We start from the raw sequence: 22,515 nt of genomic DNA, 5'->3' as shown, positions 1-22,515 counted from the left end.
CGCCGCAACTTAGTTCAACACCCGTGACCACCACCGCCGTGCGCCCGCTTGCGCCGGCAACCCGCAGCCAGGCCCGCCACGGTGCAGGCCTGGCTGCGGCCGCAGTTGCAGTCCTTGTCCTCGCGGCCGCCAGCATGTTTGTGGGCGTCAGCGACGTCTCGCTTCCGGCCCTCCTGGCGGGTGACCCGGCCACGGTGGAGGTCTTCTGGATTTCCCGTGTTCCGCGGACCCTCGCAGTGCTGCTCGCCGGGATGGCGGTGGCCGTCGCCGGCCTGATCCTGCAGCTTATGGCCAGGAACCGCTTTGTTGAGCCTTCCACGGTGGGGACGGTTGAATCCGCCACACTGGGGATTCTGGTGGTCACCGTCTTCGCCCCGGAGGCCCCGGTTCTGGTCAAGATGCTCGTGGCCAGCGCCTTCGCACTGCTGGGAACCGCGCTCTTTTTGGCCATCCTGCGGCGGCTGCCTGCCCGCAACACCCTGCTCATCCCGCTGGTGGGAATCATGCTGGGTGGCGTCATCGCTGCCGTCACCACGTTCTTCGCCTACCGCTACGACCTGCTGCAGACCCTCAGCAACTGGATGATCGGCGACTTCTCCGGGGTCCTGCGCGGCCGATACGAGCTGCTCTGGATCGTCGCCGTCCTGATGCTGCTGGGCCTGCTCGCCGCCGACCGTTTCACCGTGGCCGGCATGGGCCAGGACTTCACCACCAACCTGGGCCTGAACTACGGCCGGACCATGCGGCTGGGACTGATCATCGTCTCGCTGATCTCGGCGGTAGTGGTGACCACCGTGGGGGCCGTTCCCTTCCTGGGGCTGGTGGTTCCCAACATCGTGTCCCTCATCTTCGGCGACAACCTGCGCCGCGCTGTTCCCTGGACTGCCCTGTTCGGGGCCGCGTTCGTGCTGGTGTGCGACGTCATCGGCCGGACCATCCGTTACCCGTACGAGGTGCCTGTGGGAATGGTGATGTCCGTGCTGGGCGCCGTGCTCTTCCTCGCCCTGATCCTGAGGAAGCGCAATGCCTGAGAGCACAACGCTGCTGCCGCCCGTGAAAAAGCCAGCCGTAAAAGGTCCGATGGCCGGAGTGCCACGCCGGCTCCAAGCGGCCGTCCGCAACGCCTCGCCCCGCCTGGTGGTGGGCGTCCTGCTCGCGGCCACGGCCGCCGTCGTCTGCCTCTTCCTGTTCTTCGAGCTCAAGGGCAACGTTGGCTACATCCTGCCGCGCCGCGCCATCAAGGTGGCCGCGATGCTGCTGGTGGCCGTTGCGGTGGGCGTATCCACGCTGCTGTTCCAGACCGTCACCGCCAACCGCATCCTCACGCCGTCCATCATGGGCTTCGATTCGCTGTACATCCTGGTGCAGACGGCCATGGCTTTCACGCTCGGGGCCGCCGCGGTGGTGGCCGCCCCGCCCACACTCCAGTTCGGCGTCGAAGTGTTGTTGATGGTGGCGTTCAGCGCGTTGCTGTACCGCTGGATGTTCACGGGTGCCACCCGGTCCCTCCACCTGCTCTTGCTGGTGGGTGTCATCCTGGGCAGCCTGTTCCGCGGACTGTCCTCTCTGCTGCAGCGGCTGATGGAGCCGAGCGAATTCATCATCCTTCAGGACCTGTTCTTCGCGAGCTTCAACAACGTGGACCCCTCGCTGCTGGGCGTCTCGGCGGCCATAGTTGCCGTTGTTTGTGCTCTTGTCTGGCGGGCCCGGCACACGCTCGATGTCCTGGCGCTGGGCCGCGATGTTGCCATCAACGTGGGCGTGGACCACCGGAAAGTGGTGATGCGGGTCCTTCTGGGGTGTTCTCTGCTGGTGGCGGTGTCCACTGCGCTGGTGGGGCCCGTGACGTTCTTCGGGCTGCTGGTGGTGAGCCTGGGCTACCAGCTGTGCCGCGGCTTCAGCCATGCCTGGCTGTTGCCCATCGTGGTGCTGATCGGCGCCGTCGCCCTGGTGGGAGGGCAGCTGCTCCTGGAAAAGGTGTTCGGCTTCGGCACCGCCCTGAGCGTGGTTATCGAATTCGCGGGCGGCATCCTGTTCCTTTACCTCCTCCTGAAAGGGTCCCTGAAATGACCTGCCAACTGCGTGGCGCCGGAAGCCTGGCCGTAACCCGGGGAGCCCGGCCATGATCGACGTCCGGAACGTCTCCAAGAGCTACGGCGGCCAGGCCGTCCTCGACGACGTCAGCTGCGTCATCCCGCAGGGCGGCATCACCTCCATCATCGGTCCCAACGGGGCGGGCAAGTCCACCCTGCTCTCGCTGATCAGCCGCCTGCAGCCGCTCGAGGCCGGCGCTGTCTCCGTGGCAGGCTTGGACATCGCCTCCACGGACAGCCGCGAGTTGGCCAAGACCATGGCCATCCTGCGGCAGGAGAACCACTTGACCATGCGGCTGACCGTGCGGGACCTTGTGGCTTTTGGCCGCTTTCCCCACTCCGGCGGGCGGCCCACTGTGGAGGACCTCGCCAAGGTGGAGGAGGCTATCGCCCACCTGGACCTGACGCCCATGGCGGACAAGTTCGTGGACGAGCTCTCGGGCGGCCAGCGCCAGCGGGCTTTCATCGCCATGGTCCTGGCCCAGGACACCCAGTACCTGCTGCTGGATGAGCCGTTGAACAACCTGGACATGAAGCACTCGGTGGAGATGATGCGGCTCCTGCGCCGGTTGGCCGACGAGTTCGGGAAGACGATCGTCTTGGTGGTCCACGACATCAACTTCGCGTCCTGCTATTCGGACACCATCCTGGCCATGAAGGACGGGCGGCTGGTGCACCAGGGCAGCCCGCGGCAGATCATGCAGCAGGCAATGCTCCGCGATGTCTACGACATCGACATCCGCATCGAGGACATCGACGGCAACCGGATCGGCGTCTACTTCGCCTGACCGGAGCGCCGCCTTCTATTCCTCGGCGTCCCGCCGTCGTGATTGTTCACTGATCCAAAAGTACAAACCCTCCTTCACAGGCCGTGAAGGAGGGTTTGCCGTTAGCTGCGGAAAGTGAGAGAGCGTCGGAAGAGAACGCCCGATAAGTGATAGAGCGGTGCTAGGGCTTCTTGGATCCCTTTGCCACAAACAGCGTCTCCGCCTGTTCCAGCGACATGCCGTTGGTCTCCGGCACCTTGAACATCACAAAGAAGAAGGACGCCGCCGCGAACAGTGCGTACATGGCGTACGTCAGGGGCAGCGAACCGGCGGCCATAACGGGGAAGCTCAGCGTGATGGCAAAGTTCGCCACCCACTGCGCGGCGGCGGCCAGGCCAAGGGCGCGGGCGCGGATCCGGGACGGGAAGATCTCACCAAGGAGGACCCACACCAGCGGGCCCCAGGACGCGCCGAAGCTGACCACAAAAATGTTCGCTGCCACCAGGGCCACCGGACCCCAGGCGCCCGGCAAGGAAATCTCTGGGCCGGAGCCGACAGCAGAGGAGAACGCCAGGGCCATGGCACCGAGGGACACGGCCATACCTACTGAACCTGCCAGCAGGATGGGCCGGCGGCCGATGCGGTCCACCAGCGCGATGGCCACAAGGGTGACCAGGATGTTGGTGACGGAGGTGGCCACCGAGATGGTGAGCGAGTCCTTCTCCTGGAAGCCCACCGCCTTCCACAGCGTGGTGGAGTAGTAGAAGATCACGTTGATGCCCACGAACTGCTGCAGGACGGACAGGATGATGCCCACCCAGACAACCGCCTGCAAGCCGAACGTCTTGCCGCGCAGCGAGCCTTTCTGGCCGGCCAGTTTGTCCTCGTCGATCGCTTCGCGGATCTCGCGGATGTGCCGGTCGGTGTCCTCGGCAGGAGCGATCGAGTCAAAGACCTTGCGGGCTTCGTCTTCCTTGCCCAGGAACACCAGGAACCTCGGCGACTCGGGCAGGGTGTAAGCCACCCAGCCGTACACCACCGCGGGCAGGGCGGCGGCCAGGAACATCCAGCGCCAGGCCTCGATCCCCAGCCAGAACGGCTGGTCTGCGCCGCCGGCGCTGGTGGCGAAGAGCGCATCAGACAAGAGCGCGGCAAAGATACCTGTGGTGATGGCAAGCTGCTGCAGCGATGCCAGCCGGCCGCGGACCTTGCGCGGCGAAATTTCCGAGATGTACGCAGGGGCAATCACCGAGGCCAGGCCGATCCCCAGCCCGCCCACGAGGCGCCAGAAGATCAGGTCCCAGACGCTGAACGCGAAGCCGGTGCCGAAGGCGCTGACCAGGAAGAGCAGCGCACCCAGCTTCATGGCGGGGATGCGGCCGTAACGGTCGGCGACCTTGCCGGCCAGGTACGCACCGGCGGCGCAGCCGAGCAGGGCGATGGCCACCGCGAAGCCGGTGACAGCCTCGGACAACGCGAACTCGTCCTTCATGGCATCAACAGCGCCGTTCACCACGGACGAATCAAAGCCGAACAGGAATCCGCCCACCGCACCTGCAAGCGCCAGCCAGATCACCCGCCGCGGTATCTGGGCGGTTGTCTGCTTTTGGGCAGTGGGCATGGTTCTCCCTTGGTCTGGAGGTGTGTTGGATGCGGTGCGGACGTCGTCGGCTGCGGAACCGGCCACCTGGCCGGCGCACACGCGTTACACAGTGTTCCACGCCACCGCGGACTGTTCCAGTCGAGGGGGTGCCGGGTGCCTGCCTGGCCCCCAACAGAAGAGGACGACGACGGCGGGAGGGGCCTGCAGTCGTCGTCCTCTCGTGCCGGACAGGAAAGGTCAGTGAACTACGGCAGGCTCCTGCGGTGCCGCCTTGGAGTCGGTGAGCTTTTTGTTCGGCAGCGCGAAGCTGATCAGGAACGCGATGCCGGTGAGCGCTGCTGCGGTGAGCATGACGGCGTCGATCGCGTAGGCAAAGCCCTCGGTGATGGGCCGGGTCAGCGTGCTGTTCGCGGTGTGGAGCCAGCTGGTGTCGTTGAGGGACTCGTTGGAGGCCCCGTTCCGGAAGAACTCATACAGCTTGGCATTGGCGGGGTCTCCGGCTACCGCGGGATCCTGAAGGACCGCCTGGTACTCCGCGCTTCCCATGGCCGACTTCATGGTGTCTGCAATCCGGCTCGCGGCCAGGCTGAACAGCATGGAGATGAACACCGCCGTGCCCACCGCGCCGCCCATGGAGCGGAAGAACGCGGCGGAGGAGGTGCCCACGCCCATGTCCCGGCGCGGCACGGACACCTGCATGGCCAGGGTGAGTGGCTGCATGCAGAAGCCCAGGCCCATGCCGAAGAACACCGCGATCAGTCCCGGAACCCACAGGCCGGTGTCCACACCCAGGGACAGTCCCATCGCCACGGCGGCGGCAGTGAGGATGGCCGTGCCCATGATGGGGAAGATCCGGTATGTGCCGGAGGATGAAATGGTGCGGCCGGCCGTGATGGAGCCGCTGAGGATGCCGACGGTGAAGGTGATCATCATCAGGCCAGCCTCGGTGGGGGTGAGGCCTTTGACCAGCTGCAGGTACATCGGAAGCATCGCGATGGCCCCGAACATGCCGATGCCGATGATGAAGTTCAGCAGTGAGGACAGGCCGAAGGTCGCGTTCCGGAAGAGCCGCAGCGGGATCAGGGCGTAGTCCCCGGCACGCTTTTCGGCAAGCAGGAACCAGATGATGCCCACCACACCGAGGCCGTAACAGAGGAAGGAGTTCAGGGACGCCCAGCCCCAGCTGCGGCCCTGCTCTGCCACCAGCAGGAGCGGCACGATGGCCAGGGTGATGGCGGCCGCACCCCAGTAGTCGATTTTTTGTTTAACGTGCTTGGCCGGCAGGTGCAGGAACAGGAACACCACCGCCAGCGCGGCCAGGCCGATGGGCAGGTTGATAAAGAACACCCAGCGCCAGCCCTCGAAGCCCAGGATGTTACCGGAACCGGCGAACGCGCCGCCCACCACGGGTCCCAGCACCGAGGAGATGCCGAACACGGACATGAAGTAGCCCTGGTACTTGGCGCGCTCTTTCAAAGAGACGATGTCGCCGATGATGGTCAGCGCCAGTGCCAGCAGGCCGCCGGCGCCCAATCCTTGGACGCCGCGGGCCAGAGCCAGTTCAGTCATGGAGTGGACCGAGCCTGCGTACAGGGATCCCGCCAGGAAGATCACGATGGCGGCCAGGTACAGCGGGCGGCGGCCAAAGATGTCGCTCAGCTTGCCGTACAGCGGGGTGCTGACGGTGGACGTGATGAGGTACGCGGTGGTGGCCCACGCCTGGAGCGAGAGCCCGTCCAGGTCGTTGGCGATGGTGTAAATGGACGTGGACACGATGGTCTGGTCCAGCGATGCCAGGAACATGCCCAGCATCAGGCCCACCATCACGGTGATAATTTGGCGCTGCGTCAGGGTTTCTCCGGCGGCGCGCGCGGGAGTGGGTTTGGACATGGGTGCTCCAAGGAAGAGGAAGAAAGCGATAGTTGCTTTCAGTAACTATCCTGCGCCCCGGCCTATTCCCGGGAGGGGAAAATTCCCGGCCTCCCCGGAAGGCGATCAGCGCTCCACGAGGATCCCGTCCGGGTCGCACCAGATCATCACGCCGGTCCGGATGGTCACGCCGTCAATGTCCACGTCCACGTCAACTTCGCCGGCGCCGGCCTTCGCACTCTTTCGCGGGTTGCTGCCCAGTGCCTTCACGCCGAGGTCCAGCTGGGCAATCGCTTCGCGGTCCCGGATCGCTCCGTTGATGACGACGCCGACCCAGCCGTTCGCCACGGCACTTTCGGCGATCATGTCCCCCATCAGAGCAGACCCCAGCGATCCGCCGCCGTCCACCACCAGCACGTTGCCGTTGCCCGGGGTTGCCAGGGTGGACTTCACCAGGGCGTTGTCCTGGAAGCAGCGGATGGTCCGTACCTGTCCCCTGAAGTGGGAACGGCCGCCCAGGGACTGGAATTGCAGTGACACCGAGGCCAGTTCGTCGCCGCGTTCGTCGTAAAGGTCTGCGGTGTTGACGGGGGTTGCTTGGCTGGGGGTGGACGCTGCGCTCATGTGGTTCTCCTCGGGGCTCCGGCTGCCGCCGTTGGTGGCTGATCCGCCGTCAGGACGCAGCGGCACGGTAACGCCCACGATAGTCTGATTTTCAGAACCGCCAACCGTTTCAGGGGGAGCCAGCCATGAGCCTGTCCAACACACCCGCACCACCGGATCCCGGCGCTGCAGCGGACAGCACGACGGCGGCGCTCGCCGAGCCGACAACAAAGGTCACGGCCCGCTGGGTCACCGGCTTGGTCCTGGTCAACGTGGGCATTAACGCCGCCTTCTTCGGCCCCATCAACGTGTTCATCGGACAGCAGGCCATCAGTATTGATGAGCCCAGCAAGGAAGCCATCCTGTCCCTCGTGACGGGTTGCGGCGCGGCTGTGTCCCTGGTCGCCAATCCTTTGTTTGGCGCTTTCTCTGACCGGACCACCTCACGCTTTGGCCGCCGGTCCCCGTGGGTCCTGGCCGGGGCAATCCTGGCAACGGCTGCGCTCCTGGCCATGTCGGGCGCCACGACCGTTGCCCTGATGGTGCTGTTCTGGTGCCTGGTGCAGCTGGGGGCCAACGCCGCCTACGCCGCCATCACGGCTGCGGTCCCTGACCGGGTCCCGGTGCTGCAGCGCGGAGGAGTGGGCGGCCTGGCTGCCATGGGCCAGACGGTGGGAATCCTGATCGGCGCGGTGTTTGGCGCCGTGGTCACCGGCAACTACGCGGTGGGATACGCCCTGTGCGCCGCGGCGCTGATCTTTTCCGTGGTCCCTTATCTCTTCCACCGCAACGATCCCCAACTGCCGCACAACGCCCGCCCGCCTTTCGCCTGGGGCAGCTTTGTCCGGAGCTTCTGGATCAGTCCTGTCCGCTACCCGGACTTCGCCTGGGCCTGGCTCACCCGCTTCCTGGTGAACGTCTGCAACCAGATGACCATCGTGTATCTGCTCTTTTTCCTTCGGGATGTCCTCAAGCATGAGGACCCGGCCCTGGGGGTCCTGACCCTGACCGGCATCTATGCGGTGATGGTCATGATCACTGCGGTGGTGGCGGGGCCGTGGAGCGACCGGCTGGGCCGGCGGAAGCCGTTCGTGATTGGGTCCTCTGCCATCATCGCCGCGGCGGGGCTGACGATGGCCTTCTTCCCGTTCTGGACCGGCGCCCTTGTTGGAGCAGGCATTTTGGGCGTGGGGTTCGGAGCCTACCTGGCCGTGGACTTCGCGCTGCTGACCCAGGTCCTGCCCTTGGCCGCCAACCGGGGCAAGGATATGGGCATCATCAACGTGGCGAACTCCCTTCCCCAGGTGATCGCGCCCCTGCTGGCATTCCTCGCCGTTACGTACCTTGGCGGGTACCTGACGCTCTTCGTCACCGCCGCCGTCATCGGCCTGCTGGGCGCTGTGTTTGTCGTGAAGATCAGGAGCGTCCGCTGACCTGTCGAAGGGCAGGAACTAAGGCACCTGACTAATTACGCCACATTGCCGTGCCGTATAGTTGAACCGGATCGCAGGCGGTCCGGGATGGGGACGCTCCTGGCTGCTGCACCGTCAAACACAACCCGGAATACAGATGCCTGAGACTTTTCCAGACCATCCGCCCATGGCCGCCATGCCCTCCGCTCCACGCCAGCGGCTCCGCTACGCGCGCATCCTCGAGGCTGCCGCCGGCTTCGCCCGGAAGGGCCTGGACGCAGTGGAGCTGCCCGAGGTGGCGGCCAGGGCTGACGTGCCCCTCGGAACGCTGTACCGCTACTTCCCCACCAGTACCCACCTGATGCTCGCGCTCTACCGCCACCAGCTCGGGGAGTTGCAGGTCGCCGGGCGAACCACGGCTGCGCGGTTCCGTGGCAGGGCAGTGGGCGGATTGGTGATGGAGATCTTCCACATGCGCGTCATGCAGCCGGCCGTCGAGCAGTGCTTGAGCCGCGGCGTTTACCTTCCGGACAGGGACACCACTGTCCTCCTGCGCGAAATCGACGTGCTCAGCGAAAAGCTGGTGGCCCACGCCTGCGGTGACGCCACCGCAGCCAGGGTGCTCCTGCTGACGGTCACTGGTCTGGTCCAGTCCGTCCGGAACCGCCGCCTTTCCCTTTTCGAGGCCGAGGAAGACCTCAAAAAGGCCTGTGCGCGCCTCGCCCCGGCCGCGGAGGGAAGCTACACACTCCACCAAAGCGCGTAATCGGTCTAGACCAATTAGCCAATAAATCGGGCGTATTGCCGTGACGTGGATCACCACCCTCGTTGGAAAACCGTTTTGGCGCCGTCGACAGCTGTCAAATCGTGCAACAGGGCCCCAACCCGCTGCCTACCATGGTCGCAGCGGAGCAACAGAGCCCATCCCCGAAGCTCCCACGGACCCGCCACCCCAGGGTTTTCCACCGCACCACTCCGACTCAGGCCTGTGTGGGCCTGAGCCCCACGTGCCGTGTGCCAACGGCGAACACCAGGAGACAACGACGTGTCCATTGACGCAATCGCAGCCACTGATAATTCCGCAGCCACCGCTCTGAGCGAAGCCGAGATCTTCGACGCGCACCAGGGCGGCAAGCTCTCCATCGCCAGCACCGTCCCGCTGTCCAACAAGCGCGACCTGTCCATCGCGTACACGCCTGGTGTGGCCGAGGTCAGCCGGGCCATCCACGCCAAGCCCGAACTTGCCCGCACCCTCACCTGGGCCGAGCGGCTCGTGGTCGTGGTCAGCGACGGCACCGCCGTCCTGGGCCTGGGCAACATCGGAGCCAGCGCCTCACTGCCCGTGATGGAGGGCAAGTCCGCCCTGTTCAAGACCTTCGGCGACCTGGACTCCATTCCGCTGGTGCTCAACACCACGGACGTGGACGAAATTGTGGAAACCCTGGTCCGACTGCGTCCCAGCTTCGGCGCGGTCAACCTCGAGGACATCTCCGCACCCCGCTGCTTCGAGCTTGAGGAAAAGCTCATCGAGGCACTGGACTGCCCCGTGATGCACGATGACCAGCACGGCACCGCCGTTGTTGCCCTCGCTGCGCTGACCAACGCCGCAAAGGTGACCGGCCGCGAACTGGACAGCCTGCGCGTGGTGGTCTCCGGGGCGGGCGCGGCGGGCATCGCCGTCGCCGAAATCCTGCTGGCAGCCGGCATCACCGATGTGGTCCTGCTGGACTCCCGCGGCGTCATCAACAGTGCGCGTACCGACCATGCCGCGGACCAGGCCAGCAAGAAGGCCGACATCGCGGGACGCAGCAACCCCCGCCGCGTCGAAGGCGGCCCGGCCGAGGCCCTCGCCGGGGCGGACGTCTTCATCGGCGTCTCCTCCTCCAAGCTGGACGAGGAGCACCTGGCCCTGATGAACCAGGACGCCATCGTCTTCGCGCTGTCCAACCCGGACCCCGAGGTCCTGCCGGAGGTCGCCGTAAAGTACGCCGCTGTGGTGGCCACCGGCCGCAGCGACTTCCCCAACCAGATCAACAACGTGCTGGCCTTCCCGGGAATCTTCCGCGGCGCCCTGGACGCCGGGGCCCGGCGCATCACCCCTGCGATGAAGCTTGCAGCTGCCTACGCCATCGCGGAGCTCGCGGCGGAAGACCTTTCGGCGGACTACATCGTGCCCAGCCCGCTTGACCCGCGGGTTGCTCCGGCCGTCACCGCGGCCGTCGCCGCTGCTGTGGAAGCGGAGTAGCGGCCCTTCGCTTTCCGGAATGACGACGGCGGTGCCTTCCCCTGCACGGGAGGCACCGCCGTCGCGGGCTAAGCGGGCCCCAACCATAGACTGGGGATCATGAACTCGGAAACCGTGGTGACCGTCCTGTGCGGCCTGGCAATTCTTGTAGGCGTGGCAGGCACCGTGATCCCGGTGCTTCCGGGCAGCATCCTGATCGGCGCCAGCCTGCTGGCATGGGCCATTTGGGGCGGAGCCGGCACTGCGGGCTGGGTGGTGTTCGCCATTGCCATGGTGTTCGTGGTTGCCGGCATGGCGGCCAGCGCCGTCCTCACGGGCAGGAAGCTCAAAGAGCACGCGATACCCAGCCGAAGCATCGCCGCCGCGCTGGTCACGGGCGTAGTGGGAATGTTCATCATTCCTGTCGTGGGGCTCTTCGTCGGTTTCGCCGCGGGCCTGCTGCTCAGCGAATTCCTCCGCACGCGGAACATCGGTACGGCGACGACGTCCAGCTGGGCTGCCCTCAAAGCCACCGGGCTGGGCATGCTCGCCGAGTTCGGGCTGGCCTGCCTGGCGGCCAGCACCTGGGTGATCGGCGTCTGGGTCGCCGCCGCCAACGGCTGAAGCGCTTGCGGCCCGTACGCTGAAGGGCGTAGAACGGCACCATGACTGAGCAAAGTTCAGCGCGGAAGCACGTGTCCGCGTGGATGGAAAAGTACCAGGCCGCGTGGACCAGCAACCGGGCTGAGGACATCCGTGCACTCTTCACCGAGGATGCAAGGTACGAGACGCGGCCCAATGACCCCCACGCGTGGCAGGGGCAGGACGGCATCGTTAAGGGATGGACGGCCGCCCGTGATGCCCCCGGCGACTGGACCTTCAGCTGGGAACTGCTGGGCACGGACGGCGCCACCGCCTTTATCCAGGGCGTCACCATCTACTCCGGCGACCGGCCCACCTACGACAACCTCTGGGTCCTCCGGCTGGACCCCACGGGGCGGGCTTCCGCCTTCACCGAGTGGTTTATGGAACGAGGCTGAGCTAGAGGCCCAGCCCTCCAAGCTTGTCCCCCAGGCCGCCGGGAAGTTTTCCCAGCAGATCCGCGGGGTTGATGCCCAGTTTGGACAGGATTCCTGCATGCTGCTCGGTGTCCACCTGGTCGGGCAACTCCGACTCGGCCTGGGCGGCCTTGTCGTTGTCTCCCTGGTTTCTGAGGAGCTCGAGGATCTGGGACTTATCGATTTGCACGGCGTTCTCCTTGCTGATCGTGGAACTGCTGAGGGCACTTACCAGCCTGGCGGAAATCTATTGCCGCAACAAGTGCCGGCTTGCCCGGGCAGTGCCGGGGGTAGGCATCTGCGGGGACCGGTCCCTGCTGTCGGAGGTCCCGGTTAGCATGGAACGATGACGCCCGGGGACCCTGCACCGATCTATTGGGACAGCCGCGACCTCACACCCTTCGGCCAGCCCCATCTGCGCACGCCCGTCCACGACCTCGCGGGGGGAGTGGGCGGCCTGCTCACCGGCGTGCTCGGAGGACGCCACCCGGCGTTGCTCTCCGTGGACGGTGAGATCCCGCGGCTGAAACGGATGCCGCCCAAACCCGCCAAGGCTGTGCACGAGGCGGTCTTTACCAGCCGCCAGCCCGAACAGCTGATCACGCTGGCACGCGCGTATCCCGGATGGGCCGGGCTCTGTTACCTCATGGCCGGACTGCTGGTCTACAAGCAGGGCGGCTACCTGCGCGCGTCGGAACTTCTCCAGCGCGGGCTCACCACCAGGAATGAAGACGAAGCCAACCGCTATTCGTCCACCTATCTCACCAGGATCATCACGAACATCGAGCTGGCCGAGCGCGTGGAGATCCCCGTCCTCTTCAGCGAGGAGTCGGTATTCCTGGCATTGGCGCACTCATTGCGGGAGACGGGGCGCACGGAGGCCGCGCTGGACGCCCTTGCCGGGTTGCCGCCGTCGCTCCCCATGGCCCTGGCGCGCTGCTCGCTGGCGCTGACCCTGGGCCGCAGCCGGACAGTAATCGACTGGACCGACGGCCTGCTCAACGCGGACGATCTTTCGGCCGCCCTGTTGATCGTGCGGGCCCGGGCCCTGCGGCGGGAGGGTCGTCTGGAGGCGGCGAACCGGGCCCTTGCAGAGGTCCTGCGCCGGCGGAAGACGCACCTGACCCTGCGGAACGACGCCCTTACGGACCGGGCGCTGCTGCTTTTGGACTCCAGCCGGAGGTCGCTTAACCCGCGGGACTGGGGGCGGCGGCACGAGGACCCGGTGCCGCAGCGGGAGATCGCGGCGCCGGTGCCTATCCGCAAGGACGAGGAGATGCGCCGGATCTGGGAACAGGACTGGAACAAGCTCAGCGACGACTAGGCTCGCTGGCCAGGCACCGGCAACCTGGGCTCCCTTAAAGGAGCGGCAGGAGTTGTTCGCCGAGCAGTATGGCCCCCAGCATCACCATGATCACCCCGCTGGCAAGAGTCACCAACCGGGCCGCACCCGGCCGGCTCTGCAGCAGGGTCCGGGACAGGAGGGCGACGGCGGTGTACACGATCCCCGCAAGCAGCACAAACGTCATGCCCAGCAGGCCCGACTGGACCGGGACGGGCAGGGACGCCTCCGCGCTGACGAACTGGGGAACGAGTGCCACGTAGAAGAGCAGGCCCTTGGGGTTGATGCCGCTGGTTCCCATGCCCTGCAGGAACGTGCGGAGCCGCGTGTTCGCGTCACTGCCGGCTCCTGCCGAGAAGCTGGCTCCGCGCCAGGAACGAAGCGTACTAACGCCCAGCCACATCAGGTACCCGGCTCCGGCCAGGGTGATCCAGCCAAGGACCCCGGGCATTCCCGTAAGCAGGGCTGCAAGCCCCGCCACCAGCAGCACCGTGTGAAGGACGTATCCGCCACAAAGCCCTGCCACCGCCGGCACAAAGCTGCGCTGCCTCAGGCCTGCAGCGATGGAGTACGCCCAGTCCACGCCCGGCGTGCAGGCCAGGGCGGCGGCAACCAGCACAAAGGCCAAAAACAGCTCGGGGTTCATTGTTTCTCCTGCCAACGGGTCCGTCAGGAGAAACCCTAGATATTTTCGCGCCGGAAGTGCTGTCCTTTTTCGCCCGTTACCGGTGTCAAGCGGTAAGGTTTTTGCGTGATTGACCATATTGACAGAAATATCTTGCGCCACCTCAAGGAGGACGGGCGGATGACCGCCACTGCCCTCGCGGGGAAGGTCGGTTTGACAGTGGCTCCTTGCCACCGGCGGCTGCGTGACCTGGAGCAGTCGGGGGTGATTCGGGGCTATCGCGCAGACATTGATCCCTCAGCCGTAGGGCTGGGGTTCGAGGCGATCGTGTTTGTCACCCTCCGGCAGGTGGACCGTTCCACCATGGAGGTCTTTGAAAACCGCGTGGCGGACAACCCCAACATCGTGGAGGCCCAGCGGCTCTTCGGATCACCCGATTACCTGCTGAAGGTCATCGCCGAGGACCTGCCCGCCTACCAGCGCTTCTATGACGCCGAACTCACGTCCCTGCCCGGGGTTGAGCGGCTGACCTCCACCCTGGTTATGAAGAACCTGAAGTCCAACGCCGGCCCGCCGGTGTAACTGTCAGTCGTTGAGCAGGCCGGTGGTGCGGTAGGGGATGACTTCACGGAGGAACATGCTGGTGGAGGTTCGCACGATGCCCGGGCACAGCCTGATTTCCTCGGAGACCCGGTAAAGGTCGTCCGGGCTGGTGGCCACCACGCGGATCAGCAGGTCGGTATCTCCGGCCGGCGCATGGCATTCCAGCACCTCCGGAATCTTGCGGAGGGCGGCAATGGCTTCGTTGAGGTGGCTTTGGTTCAGTTCGGCGCTCACGGAGGCCGCCACCCCGCGTCCCAGTGCGGCGGGAAGCACCCTGCTGCTGTTGGGGCGCAGCGCTCCCGACGCCGTCATCCGTTCCAGTCTGCTCTGCACTGTTCCGCGGGCAAGGCCCAGCCGGTGTGCCAGGACCATGACGGGAACGCGCGGGTCTTCGTCCAGGCCCTTCAGGATGCGCTTGTCGGTGGCGTCGAGTTCCTGCAATATGCTCAGTTCCTGTCGGTACCGGGGGTGGAGTTTGATCAAACTGACCAGTGGAGGCCATGCTTGTTGTTCCAACTGTAGGGGTTCTGCTCAAATTGTGGCAACGAAGGCAAAGCTACCGCTGAATCCTGAAGGCTTACAGGCTCCCCGGCACACCACCCGGGTTCTGGACACCGCTTCCCGCAAGGAGGCCGCCGCTGATTGACACTTGTTCACACCACGGTCAGTCTGCAAACACGGCAAGAGCCCCTGAGCTACCGACGTCGGATTCCCGAAGTCGGTAGCTGAGGGGCTCTTGTGCTGTCCCTGCGCACCTTTTAGTCCCGCATAGGGTTGATCCATGACCTCCGCAGGACGCTTTGCCCCCAGCCCCTCAGGTGAACTCCATGTGGGAAATCTTCGGACCGCAATCCTTGCCTGGTTGTTTGCCCGCTCCACGGGCCGGAAGTTCCTGCTCCGCGTGGAGGACCTGGACCGCGCGCGGGCCGGCGCAGAGGCCGAGCAATTGCGGGACCTGGAAGCTGTCGGTGTCACCTGGGACGGCGACGTGGTGCGCCAGACTGCCCGCGGCCCCCTCTACGCCCGTGCGATCTCCCGGCTGGCGGCTGCCGGACTGACCTACGAATGCTTCTGCACGCGGCGCGAAGTCCAGGAGGCTCCCTCTGCCCCGCACGCTCCGCAGGGAGCTTATCCGGGCACCTGCCGCAATCTCGACTCCGCGGAACTGGAGTTCAAGCGCTCTACGCGGCCCGCTGCCATCCGGCTGCGCGCCGACGTCGCCGAGTACACGGTGCACGACGTGCTGCACGGTGCCTACGCGGGGCTGGTGGACGACTTCGTGCTGCGCCGCAACGACGGCGTGACCGCGTACAACCTCGCCGTGGTGGTGGACGACGCGGAGCAGGGCATCGACCAGGTGGTCCGTGGTGACGACCTACTCCCGTCTACCCCACGGCAGGCATTCCTCGCTTCGCTTCTGAATATTCCGATTCCGGAATATGCGCACGTACCGCTGGTGGTGAATGCCGACGGCGTCCGGCTGGCCAAGCGCGACGGCGCGGTGACGCTGCGGGATCTGGCAAAGGCGGGAAACTCCGCCGCTACCGTGCGGGACCGGCTGCTGGAATCGCTGGGACTGCCGGCCGGACCGCTTGAAAAGGCTGCGGAGGCCTTTGAGCCGGCCGCCCTGCCCCGCGAGCCCTGGGCGTGGAGCGCGATGCGGCCCTCCGGCAGCTGAGCTCCGGCTTCGTCTGCACTGTGCGCACCCGCACTGTTTGTCAACTTTCGTTGACGGGCCTTCCGCTGTCAACTAGTGTTGACGCCATGGAGGTGGAACGCATGAAAACACTCGTGGGATCAATGGATGGAATGGGGCCGGCAGAGGCGCTGCACGCCGTCGCCGAACTGCAGAAGGAAGTGAACCGGACGGAGTCTTCGCTGGTCCGGAGCGCACGGCAGGCTGGATTGTCCTGGGAAGCCATCGCGCTGTGCCTGGGAGTCAGCAAGCAGGCAGTTCATCGGAAGTATGGCAAGCAATAGCCCGGAAAGGCTGAAGCCGGTTGAGCCCAGGCTGCCTGTTCAGCCTAGGCTTAGGACATGTCAGACCAGCAGGCCGCGGAGCAGAGCCCGGCGCCCAAATTCAGGGTAGAGACCGCAAAGGTCCTTGCCGAGGTGGCCCACAACCGGCAGAAGGACAAGCTCAAGCGCCCCTACCGGGAGCATGTCCTCGCCGTCGGTGACGCCCTTGCCGATTTCGACGACGATGTCCGGATCGCTGGATACCTGCACGACATTGCCGAGGACACGCCGATCACCCGCCAGGCCCTGCTGGACATGGGCGTCTCCGAGCGGGCGGTGGAGATTATTGAACGCGTCACCAACCGGCTGCACAGCAACCCGGACGACTACCAGGCCGGGATCCGCGAGATCGCCGAGGACCATGACGCCGCCCTGGTCAAGATCGCGGACAACGCCCACAACTCGCTGCCCGAGAGGGTCAAAGCGCTGGCTGAGAAATGGCCGGACAGGCCGCCGGTCACCAGGTACCGCGATGCCCGTGCTGTGCTGTACGCCGCCGTGGAGGTTGAGGAGGTCCGGAAGATCCTTGCCCGGGTGAATCCGTGGCTGCTGGAGGAGCTGGACGAGCAGCTGGACGAGGAAGACACCACGGATTACGAGAACCTGTCCTATGAGGAGCCGGATGCCGCGGGTGAGGCGGCGCCGGGACGCTAGGACGGGCGGGGAACGGTAGCCTCCCCCTCCAGCTTCTCCAGGGCGTGATGCAGCCGCTCGGAGCCGCGGCGCTCATCAATCACGATTGAAAGGCCGAGTGCCAGCACAATCACCAGCAGGCACACCGGGACCGAAACCCCGGCAGCAGCCAGTCCAACTGCTGCAGCCAGCGCCACCAGCACTATCCCGGCCACGGTGATAACGGTGCAGTCCGGGCCGACCATGGCGCTGTACAGCCAGGTCAACGAGCCCTGGAAAAGTGCCACCGGAACCGCAATGCTGGCCACGGCCACCGCGGCGCTGATGTGTGCCTCGTGGTCGATGTAGTACGCGGCCACATGCAGCCCCGCGCCGGTGGCCGCGATTGCGGCGAAGAGGGGGATGTGCCCGTACCCGAACAGGAACGACCGGTGCCGGCGCAGGTGCAGCGCCCGTCCGGCGGGCAGCATGAAGTAGATCCACCACATCGCAAATGCCAGGGCCGTTCCGCCAAAACCGACCAGCGCAGCGTCTACGCTCCAGCCGTGGTTGGCAACGATGGCCCGGAGGGTTTCGATGGCGCCGATAAGGCATTCGCCGAGGGCGATGATGGCCAGCAGCCCGTACCGCTCGGCAATATGGTGTGCGTGCCACGGTGTCCTGGCTTTGCGCTCGGCCGCATAGGGGGTGGCCATCTCCAGCACGATCAGGGGCACAACCATGAGGAACGTCGTGAGAACGTCGGCCTCGATAATCAGGACTGCGATCCAGCCGAGCTGCACCAGCGCGAGGTACCTCGCGTAACGCAGGCAGGTGTCACGGCGGGCGGGATCTTGCCGCGCTGCCCGAAGCCACTGGGCCACAAGTGCGAGCCGCATGACCACGTAGCCGCCCACGATCACGGCGTTGTCTACGTGGTCCCCCTGCACCAGGGAATGGAACATCGGCTCGATTCCCATGGCGAGGATCAGGACCCCCACGATCTGGACCATGGTGACTACCCGGAAGATCCAGTCATCGGTGTCGTAGGCACTGGCGAACCAGGTGAAGTTGATCCAGGCCCAGATCACGGCGAACATCGCGAAGGAGAAGCCCAGCAGCCCGGGGATGAAGTGCGCTTCCGCAATCTCATGGGCGAACTGGCTGCCCGCTACGCCGAACGCAATCACAAAGGTCAGGTCGAAGAATAGTTCAAGCGGGGTGGCTGCCCTGTGCTTTTCGTGCGGATCGCGGCCGCCCATGCGCGCCATGGCATGCCGGAGGGGGTTGGAGGACATAAGTCAAAACTACACGCGGCCCAGGGCATCGATGTCTTCCAGGAAGTCCTGGTGCACTTCGGCGCTGACGGTGGTCCGGGTATCACCGATGGCGTCCAGATAATCCTGGGTTGAGGGGCCCTTCCGCACCGCCTCGCGAACGGAAAGCGTGCCGCCGGAAGCGAGCCCGCCGTCGTCGTACACTGCCTTCTCCAGCGCACGCTGCGACGCGCTGCGTGCGGCGTACTCGATGTCCGCCGGCGAGAAGCCTTCGGTGCGTTCCACGAGCAGTTCCACGTCCACGGCGTCCACCACCGGCGCGGGGATGAAGCGCTGCCACATAGCTTCGCGGGCCTGCCGGTCGGGGAGCCCAATGGGGATGACGTAGTCGAAGCGGCCGTGGCGCAGGAAGGCGGTGTCCAGGGCGCGGATGAAGTTGGTGGCGCAGACCAGCAGGCGGCCGGGCTGTTCACGGAACGCGGGGATGATCTTGAGCAGCTCGTTGGTGACGCCCTGCAGCGGCGACGGCGGCTCTCCCGAACGCTGGGACGCGATTTCCTCCACCTCGTCGATGAACACGACGGCGTGCTCCAGCTCCGCGATCTCGAGGAACGTCTCGCGCAGCGCGCCGGCCAGGCCTTGTGGATCGGCGGCGAGCCTCGACGGGAACACTTCGACGAAGGGCCATTCCAGGCGGGAGGCGATGGCTTTGGCGAAGGTGGTTTTGCCGGTGCCGGGCGGGCCGAAGAGTACGACGGCGCGCGGCGGGACGACGCCGAATTCGTCGGCGAGGTCGGCCTCGGCCAGGGGCAGGACGAGGCGGCGCTCCAGCAGTTCCTTCTCTTTGCGCATGCCGGCCACGTTTTCCCACAGGTCCCGGGCCAGGACACGGCCGCCGAGCTGTCCCAGCGCGCCGAGCTCCTGCCGCTGGACGGGAATGGTTCGCTCGAAGTACCTGAGGTTCTTCTTCAGTGCGAAGCCCCGGCCCAGGAAGGCCTCCACCCGGGTTTCGGACTCGGGCATCAGAGCCGAGAGCTTGTTCAGGCCGTGTGGGGCCATGCGGTTTTCGACGGCGGCCAGCAGCGAGGTGCCGATGCCGCGGCCACGGTATTCGGGCAGCGTGGCCAGGAAGACGATCCAGCCCTGGTCGTGCGCGGCACGTCCGACGGCGGCACCCACCACCTTATCGCCCTGCACCGCCACCACGGCGTGGTCCTTTTCGCAGGACGCGAGGACCTCGGACAGCGCGTACACGGGTTCGACGTTGTGCGACTTGAGCGTCTCCCAAAGGTGCAGGATCCCGTCCAGGTCCGCTGAGTGGAAGTCCCTGATCCGCCAGTTGGTCATACCGTCTCCCGGTGTGGTTCGTCGTTGAACTGCTCACTGAACAGCACCCCTACGGGCGCCGGCGCCGAAGGGCGCTCTGCTGAGCATAGGGGATCGGCTCCCAGCCGGGAGTTGCGGGAGCATTGCGTTACGCCCGGGAGGTCGGGACTACAGCTTCGCGGCGTCCTTTCCCTTGGAGCGTCTCCAGAGATGGTGCGGGCGGTGGCCGCCGTCGACATGCACCACCAGGACCGGGCACGCAGCGTGCGAAACGCATGCTGCGCTTACAGACCCAAGGTGCATGCCAATGAAGCCCCCGTGCCCCCGGCGGCCTACCACCAGCATTGCGGCGTCCGCGCCGGCTTCGACCAGTTTGGCGGGCGCCGGGCCGCGGACTGTCTCCTGGCTAATATCCACGGGGGCATCGGGCCCGAACGCTTTGCCGAGTGCCTCGGCCAAAGTATGCGCTGCCGCTGCTTCGAAGGCGTCAAAGTCGGGCGGGACGTAGCCAGCGTAGATCTGCGGAAAATCCCAGCAAGCTACAGCGTGGATGCGCGCGTTGAGTGCGGGCGCCAGCCGGGCTGCCAAACGCAGGGCCTGCACCGAGGAATCGGAGCCGTCCACACCTACAACAACTTTTGATTCCGGGTTGTCCATCAAGGTTCTCCTTCAAAGATGGAAACCAACGACGGCGGCACTTCGGGCCCCGGGTTCACGGAACGGGTGTGCCGCCGTCGGGCTGCTGCCTGATCAGACCTTGATGGGAACGGGGTGGACCTCGTCTGCGGGGTGACCCGCACGCTCATGGATACGCCGTACAGCGTCTGCTGAGGGGGCTTCCGACAGGCAATAGACCAGACCGGACTCGGGATCGGCCCAGGCAGATTTGAATTCAACGCTTTCGTCGCTTTGAATCGCGACATCCGCGTCATGGGCCGCTTGAAGGGCCTCCTTGGTGATTCCGTTCATGTTGCGGTGAACATCCATAAATTCCGGCATGAAATTGATGCTCCTTAACTGGGTTCGCCGTCAAAACGGCGGGATGGGGCTGAGGATAGACCTGTGCCTTGCGCCCGTCAAGAGGACGGGCACGACGGCGGCACTCCCGTTTCGAAGGCAGGTAACAGGGGGTAGGCCCGGCCGTTGAGTGTCCCCTGTCCTAGGAGTAGCGTGTGATCTACCTCACATTGCACAACTCAGGAGCGACCATGCCACATATGGGACGCCGGCTTGCAGCCATGACGGCGGCGCTGGCAATGAGTGTAACCACAGGAGCCTTAGTGAGCCCCGCTTCTGCCCATTCCGGGCAGGCCGATGAGACTAAAAAGACCCCTACCGCCACGGGCTACGGCGGCGCCGTGAGCACCGTGGACCTGGACGCCTCCGCGGCGGCCATAGAAGTTCTCCGCAAGGGTGGCAATGCCGTTGATGCCGCCGTTGCTGCGGCGGCAACCCTGGGCGTGACGGAGCCCTATAGTGCCGGTGTCGGAGGCGGCGGCTACTTTGTGTTCTACGACGCCCGGAAGGGTGAAGTCAGCACCATTGACGGCCGCGAGACTGCCCCGGCGGCGATGCCCCGGGATGCTTTTGTAAAGCCCGGCACCACCGAGGCCTATCCCTTCATCAAGCAGGCAACCAGCGGCATGTCCGTGGGTGTTCCCGGTACGCCGGCCACGTGGGAGCGCGCACTGGACCGGTGGGGAAGCCTCAGTCTTGGCGAAGTCCTGAGGCCTGCCATTGAAGTGGCAACCGATGGGTTTGTGGTGGACGAAACGTTCCGCCAGCAGACTGATGAGAATGATGAACGGTTCAGGCCATTCGCCGCAACCACGGAGCTGTTCCTCCCGGGAGGCCAGCTTCCAGTGGTCGGTTCCGTCCTGAAGAACCCGGACCTGGCGGGGACGTACCGGCTGCTGGCCGAAAAGGGCGTCGATGAGTTTTACGAGGGTCCGATCGCCGACGAGATCGTCACGACAGTCCGGAACGCGCCCACTAACCCGGATCCCAACACGCTGCCCGGGCCGGCAGGAGTCATGACAACCGAGGACCTTGATGCGTACAAGGCTTTGGACCAGGATCCCACCCACGTGAACTACCGCGGCTACGACGTCTACGGCATGGCGCCCTCCAGCAGCGGCGGCACCACCGTTGGCGAGGCACTGAACATTCTTGAAGTGTTTGATCTCCCCGCTCTTGCGAATGACAAGCCAAAGGTCCTGCACCACTACCTTGAGGCAAGCGCACTGGCGTTCGCGGACCGCGGCAAGTACGTGGGTGACCCGGCATTCGTTGACGTTCCCACCGAGGAGCTGCTGGACCCGGTCTTTGGCAAGGAACGGGCCTGCGAGATTGATCCGGCCAAGGCGGCCCCGAAACCGGTGGCCGCGGGTGACGTCAACGCTTATGACGGCGCGTGCCCAGTTGAACCGGCAGCGCTTTCCGGCAATTCGGACACCGAGAACATCAACACCACCAACCTCACCGTTTCAGACAAGTGGGGCAACGTGGTGGAGTACACCCTCACCATCGAGCAGACCGGCGGGTCCGGCATTGTGGTTCCAGGCCGCGGCTTTATCCTGAACAACGAGCTGACGGACTTCTCGCCGGTGTACAGCGAAACCGACCCGAACCGCATCGAGCCGGGCAAGCGTCCCCGTTCGTCCATGTCGCCCACGATCGTGCTGAAGGACGGCGAACCGTTTGTGGCGCTCGGTTCTCCAGGCGGCGCAACCATCATCACCACTGTGCTGCAGACACTCATCAACCGGATCGACCTCGGCATGGATATCTCGGACGCACTTGCCGCGCCGCGCGCCTCGCAGCGCAATTCGGCAACCCCGCAGGCCGAGCCGGCGTTCATCGCGGCCTACGAGAGGCAGCTCAGGGAGTACGGACACCCGGCTTTCAGCTCCGTTGCTGAACTTGGCGCAGCCACAGCCATCGAGTTCCTCCCTGACGGAAGGGCAGTGGCGGCGGCCGAACCAGCAAGGCGTGGCGGCGGGTCGGCCCTGGTGGTCAAGCCCTCGCCATAGCCCGCAACTAATCAGATAACAACGACGGCGGCACCCCGGTTCTGTAGCTC

Annotated in this window: 24 protein-coding genes; 14 read left to right on the top strand and 10 right to left on the bottom strand. The window is 65.5% G+C overall.

Features of this window, described 5'->3' with window-relative positions; genetic code table 11:
* Nucleotides 1–23: 23 nt before the first annotated feature.
* The 3 genes from CXQ88_RS08530 to CXQ88_RS08520 are packed head-to-tail and all read left to right on the top strand — an operon-like array spanning nucleotide 24 to nucleotide 2,881.
* Nucleotides 24–1,031 carry an ABC transporter permease gene (locus CXQ88_RS08530; protein ID WP_104043738.1) on the top strand — a complete coding sequence of 336 codons (1,008 nt, stop codon included), beginning with the start codon at nucleotides 24–26 and terminating at the stop codon, nucleotides 1,029–1,031.
* Entirely contained in the window at nucleotides 1,024–2,070 is a 1,047-nt protein-coding gene (locus tag CXQ88_RS08525; protein ID WP_104043737.1) for an iron chelate uptake ABC transporter family permease subunit, read from the top strand. Before CXQ88_RS08530 ends, CXQ88_RS08525 begins: the two co-directional genes overlap by 8 nt.
* Before the next feature lie 52 nt (nucleotides 2,071–2,122).
* A complete protein-coding gene (locus CXQ88_RS08520) occupies nucleotides 2,123–2,881 on the top strand; it encodes an iron ABC transporter ATP-binding protein (protein WP_104043736.1) in 759 nt (252 codons plus the stop codon).
* Nucleotides 2,882–3,041: 160 nt separating this feature from the next.
* On the opposite strand, the gene CXQ88_RS08515 is transcribed toward CXQ88_RS08520, so the two are convergent.
* From CXQ88_RS08515 to rraA, 3 genes are all read right to left on the bottom strand, one after another.
* Entirely contained in the window at nucleotides 3,042–4,481 is a 1,440-nt protein-coding gene (locus CXQ88_RS08515; protein ID WP_104043885.1) for a sugar porter family MFS transporter, read from the bottom strand.
* Nucleotides 4,482–4,700: 219 nt separating this feature from the next.
* Nucleotides 4,701–6,353: an MDR family MFS transporter gene (locus tag CXQ88_RS08510; protein WP_104043735.1), complete on the bottom strand. Its 1,653-nt coding sequence runs from the start codon at nucleotides 6,351–6,353 to the stop codon at nucleotides 4,701–4,703.
* A 105-nt stretch (nucleotides 6,354–6,458) separates the two neighbouring features.
* Nucleotides 6,459–6,956, bottom strand: a complete 498-nt coding sequence (gene rraA, locus CXQ88_RS08505) for a ribonuclease E activity regulator RraA (protein WP_104043884.1) — start codon at nucleotides 6,954–6,956, stop codon at nucleotides 6,459–6,461.
* Between the two features lie 125 nt (nucleotides 6,957–7,081).
* Here rraA and CXQ88_RS08500 point away from each other — a divergent pair, with 125 nt between their 5' ends.
* The 5 genes from CXQ88_RS08500 (at nucleotide 7,082) to CXQ88_RS08480 (ending at nucleotide 11,611) form a co-directional block, all read left to right on the top strand.
* On the top strand, nucleotides 7,082–8,368 hold the full coding sequence (locus CXQ88_RS08500; protein ID WP_104043734.1) for an MFS transporter: 1,287 nt from the start codon (nucleotides 7,082–7,084) through the stop codon (nucleotides 8,366–8,368).
* Nucleotides 8,369–8,504: 136 nt separating this feature from the next.
* The gene (locus CXQ88_RS08495; protein WP_104043733.1) at nucleotides 8,505–9,113 is read left to right on the top strand and encodes a TetR/AcrR family transcriptional regulator; all 609 of its coding nucleotides are present in this window, start codon (nucleotides 8,505–8,507) and stop codon (nucleotides 9,111–9,113) included.
* Between the two features lie 279 nt (nucleotides 9,114–9,392).
* Nucleotides 9,393–10,592: an NAD(P)-dependent malic enzyme gene (locus CXQ88_RS08490; RefSeq protein WP_104043732.1), complete on the top strand. Its 1,200-nt coding sequence runs from the start codon at nucleotides 9,393–9,395 to the stop codon at nucleotides 10,590–10,592.
* A gap of 99 nt (nucleotides 10,593–10,691) precedes the next feature.
* Entirely contained in the window at nucleotides 10,692–11,195 is a 504-nt protein-coding gene (locus CXQ88_RS08485) for a DUF456 domain-containing protein (RefSeq protein ID WP_104043731.1), read from the top strand.
* Nucleotides 11,196–11,236: 41 nt separating this feature from the next.
* Nucleotides 11,237–11,611 carry a nuclear transport factor 2 family protein gene (locus CXQ88_RS08480; protein WP_104043730.1) on the top strand — a complete coding sequence of 125 codons (375 nt, stop codon included), beginning with the start codon at nucleotides 11,237–11,239 and terminating at the stop codon, nucleotides 11,609–11,611.
* A gap of 1 nt (nucleotide 11,612) precedes the next feature.
* Here the strand turns inward: CXQ88_RS08480 and CXQ88_RS08475 are convergent, their stop codons facing one another.
* Nucleotides 11,613–11,819 (bottom strand): hypothetical protein, encoded by a 207-nt coding sequence (locus CXQ88_RS08475; RefSeq protein ID WP_104043729.1) that lies wholly within the window; start codon nucleotides 11,817–11,819, stop codon nucleotides 11,613–11,615.
* Between the two features lie 156 nt (nucleotides 11,820–11,975).
* On the opposite strand from CXQ88_RS08475, the gene CXQ88_RS08470 reads away from it, so the two are divergent.
* Nucleotides 11,976–12,953, top strand: a complete 978-nt coding sequence (locus CXQ88_RS08470) for a hypothetical protein (protein WP_104043728.1) — start codon at nucleotides 11,976–11,978, stop codon at nucleotides 12,951–12,953.
* A 34-nt stretch (nucleotides 12,954–12,987) separates the two neighbouring features.
* Here the strand turns inward: CXQ88_RS08470 and CXQ88_RS08465 are convergent, their stop codons facing one another.
* Nucleotides 12,988–13,617 (bottom strand): LysE family translocator, encoded by a 630-nt coding sequence (locus CXQ88_RS08465; protein ID WP_104043727.1) that lies wholly within the window; start codon nucleotides 13,615–13,617, stop codon nucleotides 12,988–12,990.
* Nucleotides 13,618–13,722: 105 nt separating this feature from the next.
* Here CXQ88_RS08465 and CXQ88_RS08460 point away from each other — a divergent pair, with 105 nt between their 5' ends.
* On the top strand, nucleotides 13,723–14,178 hold the full coding sequence (locus CXQ88_RS08460; protein ID WP_104043726.1) for an Lrp/AsnC family transcriptional regulator: 456 nt from the start codon (nucleotides 13,723–13,725) through the stop codon (nucleotides 14,176–14,178).
* A 3-nt stretch (nucleotides 14,179–14,181) separates the two neighbouring features.
* On the opposite strand, the gene CXQ88_RS08455 is transcribed toward CXQ88_RS08460, so the two are convergent.
* A complete protein-coding gene (locus tag CXQ88_RS08455) occupies nucleotides 14,182–14,640 on the bottom strand; it encodes an Lrp/AsnC family transcriptional regulator (RefSeq protein WP_181037450.1) in 459 nt (152 codons plus the stop codon).
* 340 nt (nucleotides 14,641–14,980) lie between these two features.
* On the opposite strand from CXQ88_RS08455, the gene gluQRS reads away from it, so the two are divergent.
* The 3 genes from gluQRS to CXQ88_RS08440 all read left to right on the top strand — a co-directional run bounded on the left by gluQRS (nucleotide 14,981) and on the right by CXQ88_RS08440 (nucleotide 16,872).
* On the top strand, nucleotides 14,981–15,877 hold the full coding sequence (gene gluQRS / locus CXQ88_RS08450; protein WP_104043725.1) for a tRNA glutamyl-Q(34) synthetase GluQRS: 897 nt from the start codon (nucleotides 14,981–14,983) through the stop codon (nucleotides 15,875–15,877).
* Between the two features lie 86 nt (nucleotides 15,878–15,963).
* Complete coding sequence (locus tag CXQ88_RS08445; protein WP_104043882.1) at nucleotides 15,964–16,179, top strand: transcriptional regulator; 216 nt, start codon at nucleotides 15,964–15,966, stop codon at nucleotides 16,177–16,179.
* Between the two features lie 57 nt (nucleotides 16,180–16,236).
* Nucleotides 16,237–16,872, top strand: a complete 636-nt coding sequence (locus tag CXQ88_RS08440; RefSeq protein ID WP_104043724.1) for an HD domain-containing protein — start codon at nucleotides 16,237–16,239, stop codon at nucleotides 16,870–16,872.
* On the opposite strand, the gene CXQ88_RS08435 is transcribed toward CXQ88_RS08440, so the two are convergent.
* From CXQ88_RS08435 to CXQ88_RS08420, 4 genes are all read right to left on the bottom strand, one after another.
* A complete protein-coding gene (locus CXQ88_RS08435; RefSeq protein WP_104043723.1) occupies nucleotides 16,869–18,128 on the bottom strand; it encodes a low temperature requirement protein A in 1,260 nt (419 codons plus the stop codon). The genes CXQ88_RS08440 and CXQ88_RS08435 overlap by 4 nt on opposite strands.
* 9 nt (nucleotides 18,129–18,137) lie before the next feature.
* Nucleotides 18,138–19,454 (bottom strand): ATP-binding protein, encoded by a 1,317-nt coding sequence (locus CXQ88_RS08430; protein ID WP_104043722.1) that lies wholly within the window; start codon nucleotides 19,452–19,454, stop codon nucleotides 18,138–18,140.
* 147 nt (nucleotides 19,455–19,601) lie between these two features.
* Nucleotides 19,602–20,090: a universal stress protein gene (locus CXQ88_RS08425; RefSeq protein ID WP_104043721.1), complete on the bottom strand. Its 489-nt coding sequence runs from the start codon at nucleotides 20,088–20,090 to the stop codon at nucleotides 19,602–19,604.
* A gap of 93 nt (nucleotides 20,091–20,183) precedes the next feature.
* Nucleotides 20,184–20,432, bottom strand: a complete 249-nt coding sequence (locus CXQ88_RS08420; RefSeq protein ID WP_104043720.1) for an SCO4226 family nickel-binding protein — start codon at nucleotides 20,430–20,432, stop codon at nucleotides 20,184–20,186.
* Between the two features lie 209 nt (nucleotides 20,433–20,641).
* Between CXQ88_RS08420 and ggt the strand changes: the two genes are divergently transcribed.
* Nucleotides 20,642–22,465, top strand: coding sequence for a gamma-glutamyltransferase (gene ggt, locus CXQ88_RS08415; RefSeq protein WP_104043719.1), 1,824 nt, complete (start codon nucleotides 20,642–20,644; stop codon nucleotides 22,463–22,465).
* The last annotated feature ends 50 nt before the right edge of the window (nucleotides 22,466–22,515 follow it).

Origin of the sequence: Arthrobacter sp. ZGTC412 (assembly GCF_002929215.1) — a bacterium.
In the GTDB taxonomy this organism is placed as follows: Bacteria; Actinomycetota; Actinomycetes; order Actinomycetales; family Micrococcaceae; genus Arthrobacter.
Note: the sequence above shows the minus strand (reverse complement) of the source record. Positions and strands in the feature narration are given on the sequence as shown.

Bases quoted from the DNA above. Each gene is read 5' to 3' on its own strand.
- CXQ88_RS08525 (WP_104043737.1), top strand. From the start codon at position 1,024: ATGCCTGAGAGCACAACGCTGCTGCCGCCCGTGAAAAAGCCAGCCGTA.
- CXQ88_RS08520 (WP_104043736.1), top strand. From the start codon at position 2,123: ATGATCGACGTCCGGAACGTCTCCAAGAGCTACGGCGGCCAGGCCGTC.
- CXQ88_RS08515 (WP_104043885.1), bottom strand. From the start codon at position 4,481: ATGCCCACTGCCCAAAAGCAGACAACCGCCCAGATACCGCGGCGGGTG.
- CXQ88_RS08510 (WP_104043735.1), bottom strand. From the start codon at position 6,353: ATGTCCAAACCCACTCCCGCGCGCGCCGCCGGAGAAACCCTGACGCAG.
- rraA (WP_104043884.1), bottom strand. From the start codon at position 6,956: ATGAGCGCAGCGTCCACCCCCAGCCAAGCAACCCCCGTCAACACCGCA.
- CXQ88_RS08500 (WP_104043734.1), top strand. From the start codon at position 7,082: ATGAGCCTGTCCAACACACCCGCACCACCGGATCCCGGCGCTGCAGCG.
- CXQ88_RS08495 (WP_104043733.1), top strand. From the start codon at position 8,505: ATGCCTGAGACTTTTCCAGACCATCCGCCCATGGCCGCCATGCCCTCC.
- CXQ88_RS08485 (WP_104043731.1), top strand. From the start codon at position 10,692: ATGAACTCGGAAACCGTGGTGACCGTCCTGTGCGGCCTGGCAATTCTT.
- CXQ88_RS08480 (WP_104043730.1), top strand. From the start codon at position 11,237: ATGACTGAGCAAAGTTCAGCGCGGAAGCACGTGTCCGCGTGGATGGAA.
- CXQ88_RS08470 (WP_104043728.1), top strand. From the start codon at position 11,976: ATGACGCCCGGGGACCCTGCACCGATCTATTGGGACAGCCGCGACCTC.
- CXQ88_RS08465 (WP_104043727.1), bottom strand. From the start codon at position 13,617: ATGAACCCCGAGCTGTTTTTGGCCTTTGTGCTGGTTGCCGCCGCCCTG.
- gluQRS (WP_104043725.1), top strand. From the start codon at position 14,981: ATGACCTCCGCAGGACGCTTTGCCCCCAGCCCCTCAGGTGAACTCCAT.
- CXQ88_RS08445 (WP_104043882.1), top strand. From the start codon at position 15,964: ATGGAGGTGGAACGCATGAAAACACTCGTGGGATCAATGGATGGAATG.
- CXQ88_RS08440 (WP_104043724.1), top strand. From the start codon at position 16,237: ATGTCAGACCAGCAGGCCGCGGAGCAGAGCCCGGCGCCCAAATTCAGG.
- CXQ88_RS08435 (WP_104043723.1), bottom strand. From the start codon at position 18,128: ATGTCCTCCAACCCCCTCCGGCATGCCATGGCGCGCATGGGCGGCCGC.
- CXQ88_RS08430 (WP_104043722.1), bottom strand. From the start codon at position 19,454: ATGACCAACTGGCGGATCAGGGACTTCCACTCAGCGGACCTGGACGGG.
- CXQ88_RS08425 (WP_104043721.1), bottom strand. From the start codon at position 20,090: ATGGACAACCCGGAATCAAAAGTTGTTGTAGGTGTGGACGGCTCCGAT.
- CXQ88_RS08420 (WP_104043720.1), bottom strand. From the start codon at position 20,432: ATGCCGGAATTTATGGATGTTCACCGCAACATGAACGGAATCACCAAG.
- ggt (WP_104043719.1), top strand. From the start codon at position 20,642: ATGCCACATATGGGACGCCGGCTTGCAGCCATGACGGCGGCGCTGGCA.